Below are 22,426 nucleotides of genomic sequence, written 5' to 3'. Positions count from 1 at the left end.
GATACAGGTAGACGGCTTTGACCTTCGGGTCGGGACGCATCATGGCATTGGGCTCCACTGTAAAACGGGAGCCCAGCTTCCTTGGCCCTTCTAGTCATTTGAAGGTGGGGTTTGTGGAGCGGTTACGGAGGGCGAGAGCGAACCGTGCCGATCACTACGCCTGAACAACGCGAAGTGCTACAGGTGGCGCATCGTCTGGTGGGGGCCGGGTCATTGATCCCGGCACACAAGAACTACATCCAGCAGCGGCACATCTACGATGGCCAATGCAAGGCGGCGGGGCTGAGTCATATGCATGGGCTGCGCCATCGGTATGCGCAGATGCGGTATGAGGTATTGACTGGATGGCCAGCCCCGACGGCTGGCGGCCCTAGCAGAGCTCATCTTGACGCGATTCAACGCGTGAGCGATCAGCAAGCTCGACAGCAGATCAGCTGTGAGCTCGGACATGAGCGGACGAAAGTTACAGCGATCTATCTGGGAGCTTGATGCTTTCATTCGTCTTGTCCAGCGGCAGACACCGAGCCATTAGCTGTCAGCTTTTGCAGATGAGTCGAGTAAACCTTTAACCTACTGGTCGCACAGAGTTTGCAATCCTTCTTTCCTGCCCGAATAGCGTGGTATAGAACCGCTGCTCGACTCCATAAAGAAGAAGTTTCAGTTCATCGTCCGTTGATATTTCGAATTTTTTGGTTGTCTGATCGAACTTGAGCTTTTGGTCGCAGTAGTCACCAATATAAGCAAGGATATCCATTTTATCCTGGGCTGACATCTTGGTTAGGGAGTCCATCGCCAAAGCGATCCGCTTTCGATTTGGTTTTGAAACTTTGCTTGCATCGTAATTGTTCTTTAGTTCAATAAACGCTGACTTTAAGAAGGCTTCTGTTTCCTGTTGTGTGGCTTCTCGGTAAAGAGCGTCAATGCCTTTGAAAATTCCGGAAATGGCCGCTAGGTTACGAAAAACCAGGGTGTCTGCATGCTTGAAATAAATGGCGTCTGGCTGGTCATTGATCACGAGGCGATTGCTACTTTCCTCGATTGCTGCTGCCTCTCCGAAGCCGATAATTTTCTTCCTGATGAAAAGAGAAGACGTGATTTTCTGAAAATAAAAATTGTCGCCCTGAACGGCAAAAACATAGGAAATGTTGGCGAATTGCTCTTTTTTCAAATCATCGTAGTCTTTTGAATCAAAGTTGCTTTTCAGCAAATCTATGCAAAATGGTTGTTGGCTAAACTGCTCGACCTTGAACCATGAGTCTTCATCCAGATTATGGTCAGGCGAATAAGGAACGCAGGTCGCCAAGTTGATGTTTGTGTTCTCATACAGGGTGTGATCTGACACCAACTTGAAGAATGGCTTCTTGGTGAGACGTTTTACCCTGGCCAGCACATGATCCATACCATTATCCCCGTTCAATAAATGTGTAGTTGTTGATTCGGAAAGCCGTAGAAATGGCTACATCGTCCGGTTTCTTGTATTTATGGCGACTGATCAGAAAAATTGCCGTGCCATTTTTGGTGGTGATGTTGTAAAACTCGTAGCCAAAGATTAGGAACAGCGGGTTGAAATACAGTGCTTGCGAAAAGAAAGTAAACGCAAAAAGAATGGCGTAAACAAAGGCCAAGGTTTCCCAGTTGCCGATGCTGAGTGCAACAAAGAAGTAGCCCAGATAACTGGGCAAGAAACTATTGTTTGCATGCTCTATGCTGGCGACTTCGCCCTGTTTAAAGGCATCCCGGCCAAGCCGTGAGCTTAATAGAATGCTCAAGCCTGTGGAGAGTAGTGGTACCAGTAGATACAGAATATAAGATACCGCGTTCGGCAAGGTGTTCAGCCAGCCCAAGCAGCTCACATCCGCCAGAAAATAGCCCAGCGTATAGCCTTTCTGTACCAGAAAGATAATGACCAGTAGAGATGTGGCATTAAAGGTCAGCAATAACCGGAACGCGATATTGATCATGTTACTGTGACCTGGCCGTTCATTAGCATGGGGAGAAGCCAGTCTCGAAGACTTATAAGTTCACGATTTTCAAGGCTTCTTTCAAAGATCATCTTGTTATAGTTGGTGACCACATCATCATATTTCTTGAGCAGATCCGCTGTTGGGTATGCCAATGTGAGAGAGTGAAGATCGTTTTTTGTGATGGAACCGAATGTTGTTCCTTCTGAATTTCGACGATCAAAAATCTGTTTGAAGTACTTCATCACATAGAACAGAAATCCGTCTGATCCGGTTTTACTATTCAATGCAGCCAGTCCGCGGCCAATACAACAATCAGTGTTAGCAATATTCATGTCGCCAACAGGGGCGCGGACACTCAAAAGAATGTCGCCTTTCTTTGCCATGCGGCTCGGTGCTGTAGTGTATTGCCGGGTTAGAGGAAATAGCCATCCAAAGTCTGTAGATCCTTGATAAAAAATGGTTCCAACCCCTTCTTCGTTATAGGAGCTACCCTCTGGAGACTGACCCATAGTAATGTTGGCGATTTGAGATAACGTCTTGTCGTTCCACTCCTCCGGGATTTCCCGTTTCAGGGTTGGGTTGTAGACCATTTTGCCGCCGGAGGTCTTGTAGGGCTTGCCATTAACGTCCTGGAAATCAAACTGTACAAACCAGTAGTCGTACAGGGTTTTGGCCATGGCTTCCAACTTAGCATTGATGCGGTTGTTGAGTTCGATTTTTTCTTCGATAGTTCCTAGGACTTTAGCGACTTTCTTCTGTTCATCGACAGGGGGCAAGCTAAGAGGAAACTCTCGTATTTGCTTTAAGCTAATATGAGGAACCAAGGAACCGGTAGTTATTCGTTTTATATAGCTTGAGAACCAGGGGCTACCTATCACGTATTTTAGGTAGCCGCTATCTAATTTATCACTTCCCCGCAATCTTGCAGTCCGCTGAACCAACAGCGCCGGCAAATCAATTTTATGTATTTTGCTGTACTTTAAACCTGCGCCAATCCACGGGCGATCCATTGCAAGCACAACATCTTCTTCTTCAAGCTGATATTCTTTAAAGTCTTCACTCTGGGTGATTGGCCACGTTTTAGCATCATCCCAATTCATACTGCCTTGGGAAATGTTATCGCCTCGTAGTAATCTAATATCTTGATTGTCATAAGAATAAAATTCGCTTTTGAATGGGTATCCAGTAGACACCTGTGCAACCTTTCCCAAGGTGGTTTCAAGCCAATTATTCATGCTTCAACCCCGCCAACTGTTTTTTAATCTCTACCTCCAGTTCACGAGATTGACCAAACAAGCTATTCAGACTGCTGGTAAATTTCTGCACCTTCTCGGCAAATTGCTCTGGAGTAATATCCACGTATTCGATTTTCACATCAAAATACTGACCAGCGCTCAGGCTGTAGTTTTTCCCTTCAATATCCTTATAGCTAACCGCTACAGAAAAATCTTCCACTGCTTGTTTAGCATTGAAGGTATCAATAATGCGTTGCTCTTCTTCCTGGATGAGTACGGTCTTCTGATTTTTACCATCCTTGATTTTTTCGCCAAGATTAGAAGCGTCAATCAGCACTACCTTGTCTTTGTTGCTGGCATCTATAAACAGAATGGAGACGTTGGTGCCGGTGGTGGCGAAAATATTGGAGGGCATGGACACCACACCGGCCAGCATCTTGTGTTCGACAAGATATTGTCGGATGCCCTTGTCGATACCCGATTGCGCGGTGATAAAGCCGGTGGGCACTACCACGGCAGCCTTTCCATCGGGCTTGAGCGAATAGATGATGTGCTGCAAGAACAACTGGTAGATTTCCATTTTGTCCGTTGCTTTCGGTTTTACCTTGGGAATACCGGCAAAGAAGCGTGGCTTGTTTTCCTTGCTGTCCAACGCATCGCGAAAATCGCTGAAGTCCAGTTTGAAGGGCGGGTTGGAGACGATGTAATCAAATTTTTTCAGGTCTTTGCCATCACGGTGATAGGGGTGCAACACGGTGTTGCCCTGAATCACATTGGGGATGGAGTGCACCAGGTTGTTCAGAATCAAGTTCAGCCGCAGTAGGCTGGAGGATTTTTGCGAAATATCCTGGGTGTAAATGCTGCAACGGTTTTCACCGATGGCATGGGCTACGTTCATCAGCAAGGTACCGGAACCGGCGGATGGGTCGTATACGCTGACGTTGCGCACGTCGCTGCGGGTGGCCTGCGGCACCAGGATTTCCGCCATGATGCGCGCCACCGCATGGGGGGTGAAGTATTCGGCGTATTTGCCACCTGAATTGCTGTTGTAATCCTTGATCAGGTATTCAAACAGGGTGGCATAGAAGTCGAATTTTTGAGTGAAAATACGCTCGAAGCTGAAGTCCACCAGCTTGTTGATAATGGCGCGGCAGAAATCATCACGCTTGGATTCGTCGGCGATGTATTGGCTAAGACGGTCAAACAGCACCACTTTTGTCCCACCATCGGTTTTTACTGCGAATACGTCATTGTTGCTGATGGCTATATCCAGCAGGGTATCGTCAAACAGCTTGGCGAAATCAGCGGTGGCCTGCCGATTGTAAAGGTAACTGATGAAGTGCTGCGGTTTCAGGCGAGCCGTGTCACCGCCCATCCGCCGTTGCAGCATTTCCAGTTCGTTTTTTGGCATCTTTGCCAGTGCGTCTCCCAAGCTGGCTTCGGCAACCAAGATAGGTTTGATTCGTTTCGCCTCGTAGGCGAATTTGTCGTTGAGAAACTTGTACAGGAACGCTTGGGTGATGATCTTGAATTCGTTGCCGTCATTGCCCAAACCATAGTTGGCGCAAATGCTTTTCAGGCTGTCGATCAATGCCCTGGCTTTCTGTTGAAACTCAAGCTCTACCACGAACGTGCTCCGCTGTTGTATTCATTAAGATATTCGGTGACGACCAAATGATTGATGTAGTCTGAGGTGTCGGCGTTAAGTTGTATCTGTTGCTCATCCATGAAACGGACGATGACTCGTGGCATCATTTGTCGCTCAAAGTAGTTTTCATTGAGCAATATCTGACGGTTATTCAGCGCCTGTTCGTCGGCGTCCTGCTTCACCCCGGCAAGTGCCGCGAATATCTTGCGCTCTGATTCACTTATGTCATTGTTGCTGTGTTGGCGCTCTTGCAAGCGCTTATGGATGCGGGTGTATTTGGCATCGCCCAGATACTTCTGCCGGAGTTGGTTGTTCTGGCGGTTTAGCTCTTTTACACGCTCATGTATTTTTTCCAGTGCACCGATATTGGCGACCATTTCATCCTGTGTGACTTCGCTGAGATTCTTTTTCTTGAACAAGCGTTCCAGCTCTTCCTTGAGAGTGATGAACTGCGGGTCTTGCTGGTCAAAGTTGCTGGCCAGCGCCTCGCGGGTTTGGCGTAGGGTGTTTTTCAACTGGTCGGCCAGTACCAGTTCTTCTTCGCCGATCTTGATGAATTTGAAGATGACATCCTCAAGGGCGACATTCAGCAGATTGGTGGTATCCGCGCCTTGCTCGATGCTTTCCTTGAGGTTGAGCATGTCCAAGTGGTTGCAGGTTTCCCGGTAAAGAATATTCAGCTTGGCGAAATCCAGCTCATCGAGAACGCCATACTCGCCTTGCAGGCGGATCAGGTTGTAGAGGCTTTTGGCATTTTCCAGTGCCTTCTTCAGCGCCAGGATGGTTTGCCGGTCTTGTATCTGGCTGATCTGATCGGCAAAGATTTCGGCGTTCTCGATATCGAAGCGGAACAGCATATCCTTGATGTGCTCAATTTCTTGCTGAATCTCTTCGCGGGATTTGAACAGCTTGGAGTAGTGCTCCATTTCGTCGCCGAGCTCATCATTCAACTCTTTTAGGTAGCGTTGGTTGGTTTCATCGAATTCTTTGCTGATGTCGGCAAAGTCCACCACGTAGCCATAACGGAAATCCTTGTAGGTGCGGTTGACTCGGGTTAAGGCTTGCAGCAGGTTGTGTTTGCGAATCACCCGGCCCAGGTACAGCTTTTTCAGGCGCTTGGCATCAAAGCCGGTGAGGAGCATGTTGTAGACGAACAGGAGGTCTATTTTTCCGGCCTTGAAGTCTTCCACCCAGTCTTTGCGTTCTTCCTTGGTGCCTATGTCGTGTAGGATCAGCGCTGCGCTTTTGACCTTGTTATCCAGCCTGACTCTGGCGGCATAGCTGCCTGGTTTGGCGGCGGCAATCAGGGCTTGTGCGGAGTCCTTGATTTCATACGGTGCGCTGGAAGTTTGTGCATAGACCGCGTTGAAGATGTCGAACATCTGCTTGGCCTGTTCCGAGCTGTCGCAGATCACCAGGCCGCCAATGCTGGCATCATTCAGCGCGCCCCGGCTTTTCTCAAAGTCGGTGATGATGTAGTCAAGCATCGGCTCGACAAAACTTGCATGGGCGTAGATGAGCGTGCGGTCTACGTCGCCCATTTTGACTTCCACGTCTTCCAGCGCCTGTTGCAGCACCATTTTGTAGTTGGTGGCGATCTCTTCTCGGATCAGGCGTAGCGTGTAACCGTCGGCAATGGAGGCGTTGTAATAGTATTTGTGGATGTAGTCGCCAAACAGCACCCGCGAGTTGTAGTCGTCGCCCAGCAGTGGTGTGCCGGTAAGGCCGATCTTGATGGCGTTGGTGTCCGACTGGCTCAGGTTGGCAAGGAAACTGCCCTTGGGGTTGTAGCTGCGGTGTACTTCATCGAGAAAGTACACGCGCTGGATGGCGACGTCGTAGTCTCTGGTTGAGATGACATCCGGGTCGTCCTTGAATTTCTGGATGTTCACCACGGTGATTTCCGGTTTGCCCGAATGGTTGTGGATCACCTGGGTTGCCTTGATGGCGCGGGTAAAGGCTTCGCGCGAATCGATGGTGTGAACCGTCAGGCCGCGCGCGGTGAATTCCCGCTGTGCCTGTTGTAGTAGATCAAGCCGATCGACGATGAAGTAGAACTTGGGAACGATCTGCCGCTTCTGAAAATGGTCGGTCAGAAAGCGAACGTTGTAGAAGGTCAGTGCGGTTTTGCCGCTGCCCTGGGTATGCCAGATAATCCCCTTCTTGATGCCTTTATCGAGTGTTCTTTCGATAGCCTTGGTGGCGAATAGCTGCGGGTAACGCATGATGTGCTTGTGCAGCCCGTCAGCCTCCGACACATAGGCGAGCGTGTAACGCAGGATAAATGCCAGCCGCTCTTTGCCAAGCAATGAGGTGCAGATACGGTTGGTTGGCCGGTTCGGGTCTTTGTTGGTCTGGAACTCGGGATTGTTACGGATCACTTCGAGGTTGTTGTCTTTCAATACCCTGATCTCTTCCGCTTCCGGCAGCGGCTTGAGCAGGGCCGTCAGGTTCAGTACTTCTTCTTCGCGGAAGTAGTTGAAGACCGGCTTATGGTAGGAGCTGCTGGCATAGAAGGCACCTTGTACAGGCTCTGGGTCGCCGTCGTCGTACTCCATGTTGTTGGAGAAGATCATGAACTGGGTGATGTTGGCAAAGCGTCTGAATTTGGGGTTTTGAAAGCGCTTGTTGATGCGATCACGCTCGGCCAGTATGCCTTCCCGGTTGTTGGGTTTTTTCACCTCAATAAAGACCAGCGGCATACCGTTGATCAGCAGGGTGATGTCTGGCCGGAATTCTTCATCGCCATTCTGGCAGGTCAGTTCCGTGACGACATGGAAGCTGTTGTTGTTGAAGTTCTCGAAATCAATCAGCCGGGTATTGGAGCGAGCGCTCAGGCGTTCAAAGAAAGCGCGGCCGAGGTCTTCGTTATCCAGCAGCAGTTTGGTGTCTTCCAGTAGGCGATGCACATCATCCGGTTTGATGCCTGGGTTGATTTTGCTTATGGCGGCAACAAAAAGCGCTGGGAAGATATTGGTATTCTGATCCCAGGTTTGCTCCTTGAGTGAGAGGTACTGATAGCCAAGGCGCATCAGGTGGAGGATGACCGGGATTTTGACTCGGGTGTCTTCGTTGAACTTCATTCTAAGCCCCTTGTTTTTTACGTCGTGCGACGCCATTTCGCCCCACGCCCTTTGCCGGTCGATTCGATTAATCCTTCTGATTTGATCGCCCGCAGTACCAGCCGCACCATATCCCGGCTCACGCCTGGGCAAGCTTCTTCAATCTCTGAGATGGAAAACGGCAGGGTGCGCCCCAGGACTTCCGCGCGCACCCGGTCGCCCTTGCTGCCACGACCGCGCTCGATGGTGCCGACACGCTCTTCAAACTCGCGGTAGGCTCGCAGCAAGGCACCCCAGAAGTAGTCGAGCCAGGGTTTGACGTCGTGCTGCCCCTGGTGCCAGCCCTGCGAACTGGCTTCCAGCGTCTCGTAATAGCCTTCCTTGGTTTCCTCGAAGATGCGTTCCAAGCTGATGTAGCGACCCACGGCATAGTCGAAGTGGTAGAGCAGCAGCAAGGTCAGCAAGCGGGACATACGGCCGTTGCCATCTGGGAAGGGGTGAATGCACAGGAAGTCGAGCATCGCCAGCGGTGCCAGCACCAGCGGGTCGGCCAGGTGCTGATCCAGCGCGGTGGCGTAGCGCCCGGTCAGATCGCCCATGGCCATCGGCGTCAGGTGTGCTGCGACTGGCTGGAAGCGCAGACGCGAAGTGCCGTCTGGGTGACGCTCGATGATGTCGTTGTTGGTAGCCTTCCAGCGCCCGCCCGCCTGCGGCATATAGCGGTACAGCAGGGTGTGCAGTTGCAGCACTACGCCCTCGCTGAAGGGCATGTGCGCGGCCGATTCGTGGATCAGTGCCAGGGCGTCACGGTAGCCGGCGATCTCCTGTTCGGAGCGGCTCTTTGGTGTTGCGTTGCGGATGACCAGAGACTTCAGCCGCGAAGGCGCTACGACAACACCTTCCAGCCGGTTGGATGACTCAGTGGACTCCACCACCGCGATCTGGCGCAGGCCCTTGAGGGCTTCGGGTGACTGTACGGCGTAGAGTTGCTGCTTACCCTGGTACTCGCCCAGTGTGCGCAACGTGGCGGCCTGAGTGCCATCGAAGCGAAGCGCGGCAAGGTACTCGGGTGTGAGCGAGTGCATGGAAATGTAAGCCCAGGCTGTCTAAATGGGGTAATCATAGCCTTTAAATGGGGTATTGTCTCTAGAAATACCTCATTAAAGGTGTTTGATTACCCCATTTCCTGAACGTAGCCCCGATCGCGAGGGGCCGGCATGGCCGACCAGGAAGGAAATGCCTAAAAAAGGGTAATAATTTCACAATCACCCTATTTGCTCCATTGTTTACCCCATTCCCAGGCCCAACTCAGGGCAAAGGTAAACGGCAAGGGAACGGCACTCAAGGGACAACAGCCCTACCCTGAAAAGGAAAAGGCCGCCCTGTCCATTCGTTATGCAACACCCAGCCAACTCTTCCCTATGCCGTGCCGCTGTCCTCCGCCGCACTCAGATAGTCCGCCCAGTCCTGCAACAGCGCCCTTCTCTGATCCAGCAGCAACGCCTTGTTGTACGTCGCCCGCACCTTGTTGCTTTCCACGTGAGCAAGCTGCCGCTCAATCGCATCGATCGTGTCCCAGGAAGTGGTGTAACAGAGGTCTAGCCGAAGCGCCGTCAGGCGTGGGAGGAAGGCCATCGTGGTTTTTGGTTAAGGTTGAGTTTGCAGACCTAACCACTCACCAGGAAAACCACGATGACCAAGAGCACTATCGCATTGAGCGAGCTTGCCGAGAAAGGGGCAGATGCCGATCTGCTCAAGCACATGATCCAGTTCGTCGCCCAGCGCATGATGGAGTTGGATGTCGAAGCGCTGTGCGGCGCCGGCTTCGGCGCCAAGAGCGTCGAGCGCAGCAACAGCCGCAACGGCTACCGGGATCGCCTGTGGCAGACCCGCGCCGGTGATGTCGAGCTGCGCATCCCCAAGCTGCGTCAGGGCAGCTACTTCCCACCCTTCCTGGAACCACGTCGCACTGCCGAGAAGGCGCTTGCAGCGGTGATCCAGGAAGCCTATGTGCAGGGCGTCTCGACCCGCTCGGTGGATGAGCTGGTGCAGGCCATGGGCATGAGCGGCATTTCCAAGAGCCAGGTATCACGCCTGGCTGGCGAGATCGATGAGCGCGTGCATGCCTTCCTCGACCGGCCCATCGAGGGCGACTGGCCCTACCTGTGGATCGATGCTACTTACGTCAAGGTGCGGGAGGCCGGGCGGATCGTCTCGGTCGCGGTGATAATCGCCGTGGCGGTGAATACCGATGGTGTGCGCGAAGTCCTCGGCATGCGCGCCGGCCCCTCGGAAGCCGAGCCGTTCTGGACGGACTTCCTGCGTAGCCTGATGCGTCGTGGCCTGCGCGGGGTGAAGCTGGTGATCTCCGATGCCCATGAGGGCCTCAAGGCCGCCGTGGCCAAAGTGCTGAAATCGACCTGGCAGCGCTGTCGGGTGCACTTCATGCGCAACGCCCTCGCCCATGTCGGCAAGGGCCAGCGCACCATGGTGGCCGCCTTGCTGCGCACGGTGTTCGCCCAGGACAACGAAGCCGAGGCGCGCCGCCAATGGCGGACGGTGGCCGAGCAGCTGCGTGAGCGCTTCCCGAAGATCGCCCAGTTGATGGACGGCTGCGAGGACGAAGTGCTGGCCCACATGGGCTTCCCCAAGGCGCACCGACAGCAGATCCATAGCACCAACCCGCTGGAGCGGCTCAATGCCGAGATCAAGCGGCGTACCGATGTGGTCGGTATCTTCCCCAACGATGCGGCCATCGTCCGCCTGGTGGGTGCCATGCTTCTGGAGCAGAGCGACGAATGGAGTTTGCAGCGGCGCTACATGCAGCTTGAGGGACTGCAATCGCTCAGTGACAATCAAACCGCTCGGCTGTCCGCTGTGATTAGCTGAGCACCTGCAAACTCAACTGCCGGAACCATGGCAGTTACACCACTCGCTGGGACACGATCATCGCATCAGGCCGGTATCCGTTCTCATTGGCCCAAGTTGAAAAGGTCGTCCGCCAGCAATGTGGTGTCGTACCCCGGCCCAGGTTCATGTCGCGCATCGCGTAGGTGAGCCGATTTGGCGTGGTGAATCCCTTGCCGCTCCGGTGTGGGAATAGATAGCGCCCGCCACTTGTGATGCGCTGCAAGTCTTTCAGCACTGCTATGGCCTGCGTTGACAACGGGCTGACATGGTCGCGCCGCGCCTTCATCTTCGCCGCAGGCCGACGCCACAGTGCATCCTCAAAGTCGAACTCGTCCCACTCGGCATCCGCCGCTTCCCCTGGACGGCAGGCGGTCAGCGCAATCAACAGCAGGCACAGCGAAGTTTCCGGATAGCCCCGGTAGCCGCGCAACTCCTGATAGAACTTCTGGATTTGCTCTCGCGTCATCGCCGCCTTGCTCTCGCTGAACGGCACGCGCAGTAACCCGCGGAGACTGGGAATTGGATTTGCCTCGACCAGCCCCCGCACCACCGCGAACTCGAAGATGGCCGACAGGTCGCCCTTGACGTGGATGGCTGCCCACGCGCCGTGGGCTTTGCAGTCCTCCAGCAGCGGGCGAATCTGCTTCACGCCAATGTCGCTCATCGGCATGCCGTCGAACTTCGGCGACAGGTACTTCCTGATGCGGGATTCTTTCGTACGGTAAGAACTGAGCGCAAAGACTGGCTTGATCTCGGCCAGGTACGCCTGCGCTGCCTTGGCGAACGAGCTTTCCTTCGCGCGCTTGCGTTCCTCCAGCACTTCCAGGTTACGCTGCTTGACCTGCTGCCGCTCATGCGCAGGGTGGATACCTTGCTTGACCAAGGCACGCGCTTTCTCGCGGGCCGCACGCGCCTCTGCAAGGCTTACTTGAGGAAAGCTGCCAATGGCAAAGAGGTTCTCCTTGCCTCGCAGGCGGTACTTCCACCGCCAGAGCTTGCCGCCGGTGGGCTTGACCAGCAGGAACAAGCCGCCGCCGTCTGAAAGTTTCCAGTCTCGATCAGTGGGTTTGACCGACTTGACCTTGGCATCGGTGAGTAGATTCTCGGGCATCGTTGGACTCCACTGCGGGGAAAAGTACCCCCACGGTTGAACACGAGTACCCCCAACGCTACCCCCGAACTTTTCGGACCTCGATGAACAATAGGAACGCTCAGCAGACCGTATTGTTCGGCAAGCCATTGATTTCAAAAGGCCTGCCCAATCCACCAAGCGCTACTGAGCGCTCCTGGGTTCCGAAAAAATCGTCAGACGTTGAAGCGGAAGTGCATCACATCGCCATCCTTGACGATGTATTCCTTGCCTTCCAGGCGCCATTTGCCGGCTTCCTTGGCGCCGGCTTCGCCCTTGTACTGGATGAAGTCGTCGTAGGCGATGACTTCGGCGCGGATGAAGCCTTTCTCGAAGTCGGTATGGATGACAGCGGCGGCCTGTGGGGCGGTGGCGCCGACCTTGACCGTCCAGGCGCGGACTTCCTTGACCCCGGCGGTGAAGTAGGTCTGTAGGTTGAGCAGTTCGTAGCCGGCGCGGATCACGCGGTTGAGGCCGGGCTCTTGCAGGCCCAGGGCTTCGAGGAACATGTCCTTTTCCTCGCCGTCGTCCAGTTCGGCGATCTCCGCTTCGATCTTGTTGCATACCGGCACCACCGGAGCGCCCTCGGCATCGGCAATCGCCTGGACCACATCCAGCAGCGGGTTGTTGTCGAAACCGTCTTCGGCGACGTTGGCTATGTACATCACCGGTTTGCTGGTCAGCAGGTGGAAGCCCCTGACCAGTCGCTTTTCGTCGTCACTCAGGCTTTTCAGCAGGGTGCGCGCAGGTTTGCCCTCGGTGAAGTGGGGAATCAGTTTTTCCAGCAGGGCTTTCTGTGCCAGGGCTTCCTTGTCGCCGCCCTTGGCGTTGCGGGTGACCTTCTGCAGTTGTTTTTCGCTGCTGTCGAGGTCGGCGAAGATCAGTTCGAGGTCGATGATCTCGATGTCGCGCTTCGGGTCCACCGAGTTGGCGACGTGGATGACGTTGTCATCCTGGAAGCAGCGCACCACATGGGCAATGGCATCGGTTTCGCGGATGTTGGCGAGGAATTTGTTGCCCAGGCCTTCGCCCTTGGAGGCGCCTTCCACCAGGCCGGCGATATCGACGAATTCCATGGTGGTCGGCAGCACGCGCTCGGGCTTGACGATTTCCGCCAGGGCGGCGAGGCGGGCGTCCGGCATTGGCACGATGCCGCTATTGGGCTCGATGGTGCAGAAGGGGAAGTTCTCTGCCGCGATTCCCGATTTGGTCAGGGCGTTGAACAGGGTGGATTTGCCGACGTTGGGCAGGCCGACGATACCGCAGTTGAATCCCATGGTGTGTTCCTCGCGCGCTGGGCGATGAAAGGTTAAGTGGCTTTGCGGCCATGCAACTGTTGCATGGCCTTGCTCCAGTCGCCGGCGAGTATCTGCGGCAGTACGTCCAGGGCGAAGTCGATGCTGCTGTCCAGCAACTGCTGTTCTTCGCGAGGCGCGCGCCCGAGGACATAGCCGGAAACCAGGCTGGCGTGGCCGGGGTGGCCGATGCCGAGGCGCAGGCGATGAAAGCTGTTCTGGTTGCCGAGCCGGGCGATGATGTCGCGCAGGCCGTTGTGCCCGCCGTGCCCTCCGCCCTGCTTGAGGCGGGCGACGCCAGGGGGCATGTCGAGTTCGTCATGCGCCACCAGCATGGCCTCCGGCGCGATGCGGAAGAAATTCGCCAGTGCCGCCACGGCCTGGCCGCTGCGGTTCATATAGGTAGTGGGGATGAGCAGGCGGACTTCCTGGCCCTGATGGCTGAATTTGCCGACCAGGCCGGAGTATTTTTTGTCGAGGCTGAGGTTGACGCCTTCGCGTTCGGCCAGGCGCTCGACGAAAAGGGCGCCCGCATTATGCCGGGTCCGTTCGTATTCGCTGCCCGGATTGCCCAGGCCGACGATCAGTTGGACGGCGCTCATCGTTTCGGTGGCCCTTACGTGGAAAAGCCCAGCCGGATCGCGGCTGGGCTTTGTCTTGTGACGCGGCGAGCGTTACTCGGCAGCGCCTTCTTCTTCTGTGTCGTTCTGCACACGGCTGGCGTGGATGTTGGCCACTGCCAGGTCGTTGCCATGGATCAGGGAAACCAGCTCGACGCCTTTCGGCAGTTTCAGGTCGGACAGGTGGACGATCTGGCCGACTTCGACGTTGCTCAGGTCGACTTCGATGAACTCCGGCAGGTCCTGCGGCAGAACCGATACTTCGACTTCCGTGACCGTGTGGGAAACTTCGCCGGCCTGCTGCTTGACGCCGACCGAAGACTCTTCATTGATGAAGTGCAGCGGTACGTGGGCGGTGACTTTCTGGCCGGCGACGACGCGCACGAAGTCGGCATGCAGGACGAAGCCCTTGGCCGGGTGGCGTTGCAGGGCCTTGATCAGCACGGATTCCTGCTGGCCTTCGACATTCAGGTTGAGAACGTGGCTGAAGGAGGCTTCGCTTTCCAGCAGTTTGCTCAGTTCCTTGGCCAGCAGGCTGATGGAGCGCGGTTCCTTGTCGCCACCGTAGATGACAGCGGGAACCAGGTTGGCGTTACGACGCAGGCGGCGGCTCGCACCTTTCCCCAGATCGGAACGCACTTGGGCATTCAGGGTGAAATCAGTCATTTCGTTTCTCCACAATAACAACGACGCCCGCAGCGCTTGCGACCAGCGCCCCGGGCGGTTGGGTAAGGCCTCGCAGGCTTGCGAGGCGTGTTTCGCTCAGCGCGTATTCCTTAGCGGAACATCGCGCTGATCGATTCTGCATTGCTGATGCGGCGTACCGCCTCAGCGACCACTGGAGCGATGTCCAGTTGGCGAATACGTGTACAGGACTGCGCGGCTGCCGACAACGGGATGGTGTTGGTCACCACCAGTTCGTCGAGCGCGGAGCCTTCGATGTTCTCGATGGCGCGTCCGGACAGGATCGGGTGCGTGCAATAGGCATAGACTTTCGCCGCGCCGTGCTCCTTGAGCGCCGCTGCCGCATGGCAGAGGGTACCGGCGGTATCGACCATGTCATCCACCAGGATGCAGGTACGGCCTTCGATATCACCGATGATATGCATGACTTCCGACTGGTTGGCCTTGGGCCTACGCTTGTCGATGATCGCCAGGTCGACACCCAGCGACTTCGCCACGGCACGGGCACGCACGACGCCGCCGATATCGGGGGAAACGATCATCAGGTTGTCGAAGCGCTGGGCCTGGATATCATCGACCAGCACCGGCGAGCCGTAGATGTTGTCCACCGGCATATCGAAGAAGCCCTGGATCTGGTCGGCATGCAGGTCGACCGTGAGGACGCGGTTGACGCCCACCACATCGAGCATGTCGGCCACCACCTTGGCGCTGATCGGCACCCGGGCCGAGCGTGGGCGACGGTCCTGGCGGGCATAGCCGAAATAGGGCACGACAGCCGTGATACGGGTCGCGGAGGAGCGGCGGAAGGCATCGGCCATCACCACCAGTTCCATCAGGTTGTCATTGGTTGGCGCGCAGGTCGGCTGAATCAGGAACACATCCTTGCCGCGGACGTTTTCGTTGATTTCGACGCTGATCTCTCCGTCGGAGAATTTTCCGACGTAGGCATCACCGAGGGGGATATGCAGCTGACGTACGACACGCCGGGCCAGATCGGGGTTTGCATTCCCCGTGAAGACCATCATCTTGGACACGCGCAGTACCTGCCGGCTGAGAGTAGACCTGATGAGAAAATGGCAGGGGCGGCTGGATTCGAACCAACGCATGGCAGGATCAAAACCTGCTGCCTTACCGCTTGGCGACGCCCCTGTATCGTGTAGTGAATGCTTTTGGCATTCGTGTCTCAGGACAGAGCTTCAAGCTTCCGGTGCAACATCGAGACGTTGCTTCCTTTGGCGACAAACCCTGGCAGGGATACCGAAAGTTGGTCCAAAACTCTATCAGCTTCGGGTTTGTTTGGGAAGGCCCCAAACACACAACCTCCAGTGCCGGTTAATCTAGCCGAAACAAAATTGTTTAGCAAGATCAAAGCGTTACGAACTTCTTCATAACGTTTCTCTACAACCGGCTGACAGTCATTCCGACCGCCCCGCTCGAGAACGGAGCGCACTTTAATGGCGGGGCTATCCCGTGTCAACAGCGGATCGGAGAAAATTTCTGCTGTGCTGACAGATACTTGCGGAACGAGTACGAGGTACCAGGGTTCTTCTGGCTCGACAGGGGTCAGGCGCTCGCCAACGCCTTCGGCGAAGGCGGCATGACCGTGCACGAAGACCGGGACATCCGCGCCGAGGCTCAGGCCGAGCCCGGCCAGGGTCGTGCGTTCCAGCCTGAGCTGCCAGAGGTGGTCGAGGCCCAGCAGTGTGGTGGCCGCGTCCGAACTGCCGCCGCCCAGGCCGCCGCCCATTGGCAGGCGTTTGTGCAGGTGGATGTCCGCACCCAGGCGCGTGCCGCTGTGGCGCTGCAGCAGGCGGGCGGCGCGCACGATGAGGTTGTGTTCGTGATCGACGCCGGGCAGTTGCGCATGCAGGTGGATTTCGCCGTCGTCGCGCAAGTTGAAAGTCAGTTCGTCGGCGTGGTCGAGGAACTGGAAGAGCGTCTGCAACTCGTGGTAGCCGTCGGCCCGGCGTCCGAGGATGTGCAGCATCAGGTTGAGTTTGGCGGGCGCGGGCAGTGTCAGCATCAGTGTCCGAGCTGGCGCGGTTGCCAGTCCTTGATGACCAGGGTGATCTGCAGGTCGTGGCCTTGCAGGCGGATTCGTTCGGGCAGGTGGTAGCCGTTCTGCTCGATATAGCTCAGGTATTGCACCTCCCAGCCATCCTGGGCGAGCCGCTGCAGGCGGCTGTCGCCGTCCAGGCTCAGGCGGCTGCGGCTGTCGGGCGACGGCAGGCCGCGTACCCACCAGAACAGATTGGAAACCGGCAGTTGCCAGCCCAGTCGCTCGGCAAGGAGTTCTTCCGGCGACGAGGCTTCGAAGCGGCCTTCGCCGGCGATTTCCAGGCTGACGGCATCGGCGCGACCGGTCAGCCGGGTGGCGCCGCGGCCCAGCGGGCCGGACAGGCGGATGTCGAAGTAGTCCTGGCGTTGTAGCCAGAAGAGGGTGCCGCTGCCTGAATCGCGGGGTGCGCGAATGCCGATCTTGCCGCTGACCTGCCAGCCGTCGAGCGGGGTGATTCTGCCCTTGTGGATCTGCCAGTCCTGCATGTTGCCGGTGCCCTCGACGGCTTCGCGTGGGCCCAGGCCGGCACAACCGGCGAGCAGCAGGCTCAGCAGTGCGATGAGTAGCGTGCGCGATGGATGCATGTTCAGAGGGCCCCTTTGCCGGTCAGGCGTTGCAGGGTTTCTTTCAGGATCGGGCTGTCGGGTTGTTCATTCAGGGCCTCGGCCCAGACCTTGCGCGCTTCCTGGTGCTTGCCCTGGGACCACAGCACTTCACCGAAGTGCGCGGCGACCTCGTGGTCGGGGAAGCGCGCGTAGGCCTGGCGCAGGTAGCCTTCGGCCTTGGCCGGGTTGCCCAGCTTGAAGTGGACCCAGCCCAGGCTGTCGAGGATGGCCGGGTCGTCGGGGTTGAGGCGGTGGGCCTGTTCGATCAGCGCGAGCGCTTCCGCGTGCCGGTCGGTGCGCTCGGCCAGGGTGTAGCCGAGGGCGTTGAGGGCCATGGCGTTGTCGGGTTCGCGTTCGAGGATGAAGCGCAGGTCCGCTTCGAGCTGCTGTGTCTGGCCCCGGCGATCGGCGAGCATGGCGCGGGTGTAGAGCAGGCTCAGGTCTTCGGGATATTCCTCCAGCGCCTGCTGTATCAACTGCCAGGAGGCGTCGCCCTGCCTGAGGTCGGCCAGCGCCTCGATTTCGATCAGGTAGAGCTGGATGGCGTAGTCCGGCTGTTCCATGCGGGCGCTGGAAAGCATCCGGGAAACGGCCCGGGGATCGTTCGCGGCGAGCAGTATCTGGCTCTGGAACAGCTTGGCTGGCAGGTATTCATTGCTGGGGCCGACCTGTTCATAGGCTTGCAGGGCCAATTGTGTTTCGCCCAGTTCCTGGTAGGCGCGGCCCAGGTTGAAGTAGGCGGCATCCAGGTGGCTGCCACGGCCGATCAGCTCTTCCAGGTAGACGATGGCTTCCTGCCAGGCCTGTGCCTCGAGGCAGACCAGGGCCATGGAAAAGCGCAGGTCGTTGTCGTCCGGGTATTGTTGTATGAGGGTGGCGAACTCGCCGATGGCCTTTTCCAACTGGTTGTGTTCGACCAGGGCGCGCGCATAGGTCAGGCGCAGGCGCTTGTCGTCGGGGTTGCGTCGCAGCCCGCTTTCCAGCAGCGGCAGGGCTTCGTCGCCGCGTTCGAGCAGTTGCAGCAGGCGTGCGCGCAGCAGGATCGAGGGTACCTGCTGCTGGGCCGTGGGTTGTTTTTCCAGCAGCGCCAGCGCTTCGGCGGGACGCTCATCCTGTTGCAGCAGGACGGCCTTGCCGAACACCAGTTGCGGGTTTTGCGGGTATTTGCCCAGCAGCCGATCGAAACTCTGCAGCAGCCCGGCGCGGGTGTCAGGGTCGCTTTCCACCGCCGACAGGGCGAGGAAGTCGAAATGGGTGTCGCCCTGGCCGCGCAGGACCTTCTCCATGAATTCGAGGGATTCCTCGTAGTGCCCGGCCCGTGCCAACTGGATGGCGGCCGCGCGCTGCGCCTCCAGGCTGTCCGGGGCGTTGCGCGCCCAGATGAGTACCGAGTCCAGCGCCGGCTGGGCGGCGCCCATGTATTCGGCGATGCGGAAGCTGCGTTCGGCGACGCCGGCATCCTGGGTGATCCTGGCCTGGCGTACATAGTTGTCCAGGGCGATGTCGAAGCGATTGCGCTGGCCGGCCAGTTCCGCCACCAGCAGGGCATAGAGGCTGTCCTGGGTGAAGGCGCCATAGGTGATGGGCGCGCTCGCCGGCACATCCTGTTCGCTGCTGTCGAGCGCGTTGCCGGCGCTTTCCGGCGGAGTCGTCTGGCAACCGACGATGAGCAGAGTGGCGGCTAGGGCAAGGAGTCTTTTCATGGGAGGCATGTCATGGGAAGCACGGCTGGGCTGCGTTGCAGGCATGATGACACAAGCCGTCAGGCAAGCCCATGGTGGCTTCCTGCGGCACGATCGGTTCAGACAATCATGTGCGGTGGTTGTTCTCTATCAGTCGAAGTAGGAGAATTACGCGCTCTTTTTCACGACTCAGCGATTCTGCATGGCCTTCATCGCGCTTGGTATCAATCATAAGACCGCTTCGGTGGATGTCCGCGAGCGCGTCGCTTTCACGCCCGAGCAGATGGTTGAGGCTTTGCAGGAGCTGTGTCGCCTGACGCCGACGCGCGAGGCGGCGATCCTTTCGACCTGCAACCGTAGCGAGCTCTACCTGCAGCAGGAGGATGTGGCCACCGACGAGGTGCTGGCCTGGCTGGCCGACTACCACCGCCTGAGCCTGGACGAGTTGCGTGCCTGCGCCTATGTGCATATCGACGACAGGGCCGTGCGGCACATGATGCGGGTGGCTTCCGGGCTCGACTCGATGGTGCTGGGCGAGCCGCAGATCCTTGGCCAGATGAAGTCCGCCTATGCCGTGGCGCGTGAGGCGGGCAGTGTCGGGCCGCTGCTCGGGCGGCTGTTCCAGGCCACTTTCAGTACCGCCAAGGTGGTGCGTACCGATACGGCGATCGGCGAGAACCCGGTGTCCGTGGCATTCGCCGCGGTCAGCCTGGCGCGGCAGATCTTCAGCGACCTGCACCGCAGCCAGGCATTGCTGATCGGCGCCGGCGAGACCATCACCCTGGTCGCCCGCCACCTGCACGAGCAGGGGGTCAAGCGTATCGTCGTCGCCAACCGTACCCTGGAGCGCGCCAGCGCGCTGGCCGAGCAGTTCGGCGCCCATGCCATCCTGCTCGCGGACATCCCGCAGGAGTTGTACAACAGCGATATCGTCATCAGCTCGACGGCCAGCCAGTTGCCGATTCTCGGCAAGGGCGCGGTGGAGCAGGCGCTCAAGCGCCGCCGGCACAAGCCGATGTTCATGGTCGATATCGCCGTGCCACGGGATATCGAGTCCCAGGTCGGCGAGCTGGAGGATGTCTATCTCTACACCGTCGATGACCTGCACGAGGTGGTCGCGGAGAATCTCAAGAGCCGCCAGGGCGCGGCGCAGGCCGCCGAAGAGCTGGTCAGCGCCGGCACCGACGACTTCATGTCGCGGCTGCGCGAGCTGGCGGCGGTGGATGTGCTCAAGGCCTACCGCCAGCAGGCCGAGCGGATTCGCGACGAGGAGCTGGGCAAGGCGCAGCGCCTGCTCGCCAACGGGGCCTCGGTCGAGGATGTGATGGCGCAACTGGCGCGCGGCTTGACCAACAAGTTGCTGCACGCGCCCAGCGTGCAATTGAAGAAACTGTCGGCCGAAGGCCGTATCGAGGCGTTGACCATGGCCCAGGAACTTTTTGCCCTCAATCAGGGCCCGGACAAGTCATGAAACCCTCGCTACTGAAGAAACTCGACATCCTGCAGGATCGCTTCGAGGAATTGACCGCGCTGCTGGGGGATGCCGAGGTCATCGGCGACCAGGGGCGTTTTCGCGGCTATTCCAAGGAGTATGCCGAGATCGAGCCGGTGATCGCGGCTTATCGGCGCCTGTTGAAGGTGCAGGCCGATCTTGCCGAGGCCCAGCTCCTGCTCAAGGACAGCGACCCGGATGTGCGCGAGATGGCGGCCGAGGAAGTCGCCATGGGCAAGGGCGCGCTGCTCGAGCTGGAAGACGGCCTGCAACGCATGCTGCTGCCGCGCGACCCGCGCGACGGGCGCAACGTGTTCCTGGAAATCCGCGCTGGCACTGGCGGCGACGAGGCGGCGATCTTTTCCGGCGATCTGTTTCGCATGTACCTGCGTTATGCCGAGCGGCAGGGCTGGCGCGTCGAGGTGTTGTCGGAGAATCCCGGCGAGCACGGCGGCTACAAGGAAGTCATCAGCCGGGTCGAGGGCGACAATGTCTATGCCAAGCTGAAATTCGAGTCGGGCGCCCACCGCGTGCAGCGGGTGCCGGAGACCGAGTCCCAGGGGCGTATCCATACCTCGGCCTGTACCGTGGCGGTGCTGCCCGAGCCGGATGAGCAGGCGGCCATCGAGATCAACCCGGCCGACCTGCGGGTCGATACCTATCGCGCTTCCGGTGCCGGCGGGCAGCATATCAACAAGACCGATTCGGCGGTGCGCATCACCCACCTGCCTACCGGCATGGTCGTCGAATGCCAGGAAGAGCGCTCCCAGCACAAGAACCGGGCGCGGGCGATGTCCTGGCTGGCGGCCAGGTTGCAGGACATGCAGGACAGCGCGGCGCACAAGGAAATCGCCGATACGCGCAAGCTGCTGGTCGGCTCCGGCGACCGTTCCGAGCGTATCCGTACCTATAACTTCCCGCAGGGGCGGGTGACCGACCACCGTATCAACCTGACCCTGTACTCGCTCAACGAGGTGATCGCCGGGGCGGTGGAGCAGGTGATCGAACCCCTGCTGCAGGAATACCAGGCGGATCAACTGGCTGCACTGGGCGACTGATCCATACGAGCCTGTTCAAAGAGCCAAGCCGATGCCGACCATCGAATCACTGCTGGACCAGGCCGACCTGCCCGACTCGCCGAGTGCGCGGCTGGATGCGCAGTGGCTGCTGGCCGCCGTACTGGGCAAGCCGGTCAGCTACCTGCGCACCTGGCCGGAGCGCGAGGTGAGCGCGGCGCAGGCCGAGCGCTATGCCGCCTGCCTGGCGCGCCGCCGCCGGGGCGAGCCGGTGGCCTATATCCTCGGCCGGCAGGGCTTCTGGAGCCTCGAGCTGGAAGTCGCGCCGCATACCCTGATCCCGCGCCCCGATAGCGAACTGCTGGTGGAAACCGCCCTGCAGGCGTTGCCGCGCGGACCGCAGCGCTTGCTCGATCTCGGCAGCGGCAGCGGTGCGCTCGCCCTGGCGCTGGCCAGCGAGCGCCCGGCCTGGCAGGTGCTCGGCGTCGACCGGGTGGAGGAGGCGGTGGCCCTGGCCTTGCGCAACCGGCAGCGGCTGGGGCTGGAGAATGCCGATTTTCGCCTCGGCCACTGGTTTTCCGCGCTGGCCGGGCAGCGTTTCCAACTGATCCTGAGCAACCCGCCGTATATCCGTGCCGATGATGTTCATCTACAACGGGGCGATGTGCGTTTCGAGCCTGCCAGTGCACTGGTTTCCGGTGCCGATGGGCTGGATGACATCCGTTGTATCGTGCAGGCCGCGCCGGAGCATCTCGACGCCGGTGGCTGGCTGCTGCTGGAACATGGCTACGACCAGGCCGAGGCGGTCAGGGCGCTGTTGCGCGCGCGCGGTTTCGTGGCGGTCGACAGCCTGCGCGATCTGGCCGGGCACGAACGAGTGAGCCGTGGCCGTTGGCCGGAGGAGGCAGGACATGCTGGATGACCAGGAACTGCTGCGTTACAGCCGGCAGATACTGCTGCGGCAGGTCGATATCGCCGGGCAGTTGCGACTCAAGCAGAGCCGGGTACTGATCGTCGGGCTGGGC

17 protein-coding genes, 1 tRNA gene and 4 pseudogenes are annotated in these 22,426 nt (G+C 58.2%); 6 read left to right on the top strand and 16 right to left on the bottom strand.

Annotation, left to right across the window (positions count from 1 at the left end; genetic code table 11):
* Positions 1–123: 123 nt before the first annotated feature.
* A pseudogene (locus tag DNJ95_RS18340) lies at positions 124–489 on the top strand (integrase domain-containing protein); the annotation flags it as partial.
* Between the two features lie 76 nt (positions 490–565).
* On the opposite strand, the gene DNJ95_RS18335 reads toward DNJ95_RS18340, so the two are convergent.
* From DNJ95_RS18335 to DNJ95_RS19755, 7 genes and pseudogenes are all read right to left on the bottom strand, one after another.
* Complete coding sequence (locus DNJ95_RS18335; protein WP_131186159.1) at positions 566–1,399, bottom strand: ATP F0F1 synthase synthase; 834 nt, start codon at positions 1,397–1,399, stop codon at positions 566–568.
* A 4-nt stretch (positions 1,400–1,403) separates the two neighbouring features.
* Positions 1,404–1,961 carry a hypothetical protein gene (locus DNJ95_RS18330; protein WP_131186158.1) on the bottom strand — a complete coding sequence of 186 codons (558 nt, stop codon included), beginning with the start codon at positions 1,959–1,961 and terminating at the stop codon, positions 1,404–1,406.
* The gene (locus DNJ95_RS18325) at positions 1,958–3,199 is read right to left on the bottom strand and encodes a restriction endonuclease subunit S (protein ID WP_131186157.1); all 1,242 of its coding nucleotides are present in this window, start codon (positions 3,197–3,199) and stop codon (positions 1,958–1,960) included. Before DNJ95_RS18325 ends, DNJ95_RS18330 begins: the two co-directional genes overlap by 4 nt.
* Positions 3,192–4,826, bottom strand: coding sequence for an HsdM family class I SAM-dependent methyltransferase (locus tag DNJ95_RS18320; RefSeq protein WP_131186156.1), 1,635 nt, complete (start codon positions 4,824–4,826; stop codon positions 3,192–3,194). The genes DNJ95_RS18325 and DNJ95_RS18320 overlap by 8 nt, the downstream gene beginning before the upstream one ends.
* Positions 4,820–7,930, bottom strand: a complete 3,111-nt coding sequence (locus tag DNJ95_RS18315; RefSeq protein ID WP_131186155.1) for a type I restriction endonuclease subunit R — start codon at positions 7,928–7,930, stop codon at positions 4,820–4,822. Before DNJ95_RS18315 ends, DNJ95_RS18320 begins: the two co-directional genes overlap by 7 nt.
* Positions 7,931–7,947: 17 nt before the next feature.
* Complete coding sequence (locus tag DNJ95_RS18310; protein WP_131186154.1) at positions 7,948–8,994, bottom strand: Fic family protein; 1,047 nt, start codon at positions 8,992–8,994, stop codon at positions 7,948–7,950.
* Between the two features lie 334 nt (positions 8,995–9,328).
* A pseudogene (locus DNJ95_RS19755) lies at positions 9,329–9,475 on the bottom strand (tyrosine-type recombinase/integrase); the annotation flags it as partial.
* A gap of 126 nt (positions 9,476–9,601) precedes the next feature.
* On the opposite strand from DNJ95_RS19755, the gene DNJ95_RS18300 reads away from it, so the two are divergent.
* Entirely contained in the window at positions 9,602–10,798 is a 1,197-nt protein-coding gene (locus DNJ95_RS18300) for an IS256 family transposase (RefSeq protein WP_131186153.1), read from the top strand.
* A 58-nt stretch (positions 10,799–10,856) separates the two neighbouring features.
* Here DNJ95_RS18300 and DNJ95_RS18295 read toward each other — a convergent pair.
* From DNJ95_RS18295 to DNJ95_RS18255, 9 genes and pseudogenes are all read right to left on the bottom strand, one after another.
* Positions 10,857–11,930 (bottom strand): annotated as a pseudogene (locus DNJ95_RS18295) (tyrosine-type recombinase/integrase); the annotation flags it as partial.
* A gap of 194 nt (positions 11,931–12,124) precedes the next feature.
* Complete coding sequence (gene ychF / locus DNJ95_RS18290) at positions 12,125–13,225, bottom strand: redox-regulated ATPase YchF (RefSeq protein WP_131186152.1); 1,101 nt, start codon at positions 13,223–13,225, stop codon at positions 12,125–12,127.
* Positions 13,226–13,257: 32 nt separating this feature from the next.
* Positions 13,258–13,845 (bottom strand): aminoacyl-tRNA hydrolase, encoded by a 588-nt coding sequence (gene pth, locus DNJ95_RS18285; RefSeq protein WP_131186151.1) that lies wholly within the window; start codon positions 13,843–13,845, stop codon positions 13,258–13,260.
* 72 nt (positions 13,846–13,917) lie between these two features.
* On the bottom strand, positions 13,918–14,529 hold the full coding sequence (locus DNJ95_RS18280) for a 50S ribosomal protein L25/general stress protein Ctc (protein WP_131186150.1): 612 nt from the start codon (positions 14,527–14,529) through the stop codon (positions 13,918–13,920).
* 110 nt (positions 14,530–14,639) lie between these two features.
* Positions 14,640–15,581 carry a ribose-phosphate pyrophosphokinase gene (locus DNJ95_RS18275; RefSeq protein ID WP_131186149.1) on the bottom strand — a complete coding sequence of 314 codons (942 nt, stop codon included), beginning with the start codon at positions 15,579–15,581 and terminating at the stop codon, positions 14,640–14,642.
* A gap of 40 nt (positions 15,582–15,621) precedes the next feature.
* Positions 15,622–15,696 (bottom strand) — tRNA-Gln (locus tag DNJ95_RS18270).
* A gap of 34 nt (positions 15,697–15,730) precedes the next feature.
* Complete coding sequence (gene ispE / locus DNJ95_RS18265; RefSeq protein WP_131186148.1) at positions 15,731–16,570, bottom strand: 4-(cytidine 5'-diphospho)-2-C-methyl-D-erythritol kinase; 840 nt, start codon at positions 16,568–16,570, stop codon at positions 15,731–15,733.
* Complete coding sequence (lolB, locus tag DNJ95_RS18260) at positions 16,570–17,190, bottom strand: lipoprotein insertase outer membrane protein LolB (RefSeq protein WP_131186147.1); 621 nt, start codon at positions 17,188–17,190, stop codon at positions 16,570–16,572. The genes ispE and lolB overlap by 1 nt, the downstream gene beginning before the upstream one ends.
* Before the next feature lie 2 nt (positions 17,191–17,192).
* Positions 17,193–18,914, bottom strand: a complete 1,722-nt coding sequence (locus tag DNJ95_RS18255) for a tetratricopeptide repeat protein (protein WP_131186146.1) — start codon at positions 18,912–18,914, stop codon at positions 17,193–17,195.
* Between the two features lie 181 nt (positions 18,915–19,095).
* Between DNJ95_RS18255 and hemA the strand changes: the two genes are divergently transcribed.
* The 4 genes and pseudogenes from hemA to DNJ95_RS18235 all read left to right on the top strand — a co-directional run.
* Positions 19,096–20,364 (top strand): glutamyl-tRNA reductase, encoded by a 1,269-nt coding sequence (gene hemA / locus DNJ95_RS18250; protein ID WP_131186145.1) that lies wholly within the window; start codon positions 19,096–19,098, stop codon positions 20,362–20,364.
* Positions 20,361–21,443 (top strand): peptide chain release factor 1, encoded by a 1,083-nt coding sequence (gene prfA / locus DNJ95_RS18245; RefSeq protein WP_131186144.1) that lies wholly within the window; start codon positions 20,361–20,363, stop codon positions 21,441–21,443. Before hemA ends, prfA begins: the two co-directional genes overlap by 4 nt.
* Positions 21,444–21,474: 31 nt before the next feature.
* Entirely contained in the window at positions 21,475–22,323 is an 849-nt protein-coding gene (gene prmC, locus DNJ95_RS18240) for a peptide chain release factor N(5)-glutamine methyltransferase (RefSeq protein WP_131186143.1), read from the top strand.
* A pseudogene (locus DNJ95_RS18235) lies at positions 22,313–22,426 on the top strand (molybdopterin-synthase adenylyltransferase MoeB); the annotation flags it as partial. The gene prmC and the pseudogene DNJ95_RS18235, both read left to right, overlap by 11 nt.

Source organism: Stutzerimonas kirkiae, from assembly GCF_004327335.1.
Classification (GTDB): domain Bacteria; phylum Pseudomonadota; class Gammaproteobacteria; order Pseudomonadales; family Pseudomonadaceae; genus Stutzerimonas; species Stutzerimonas kirkiae.
Note: the sequence above shows the minus strand (reverse complement) of the source record. Positions and strands in the feature narration are given on the sequence as shown.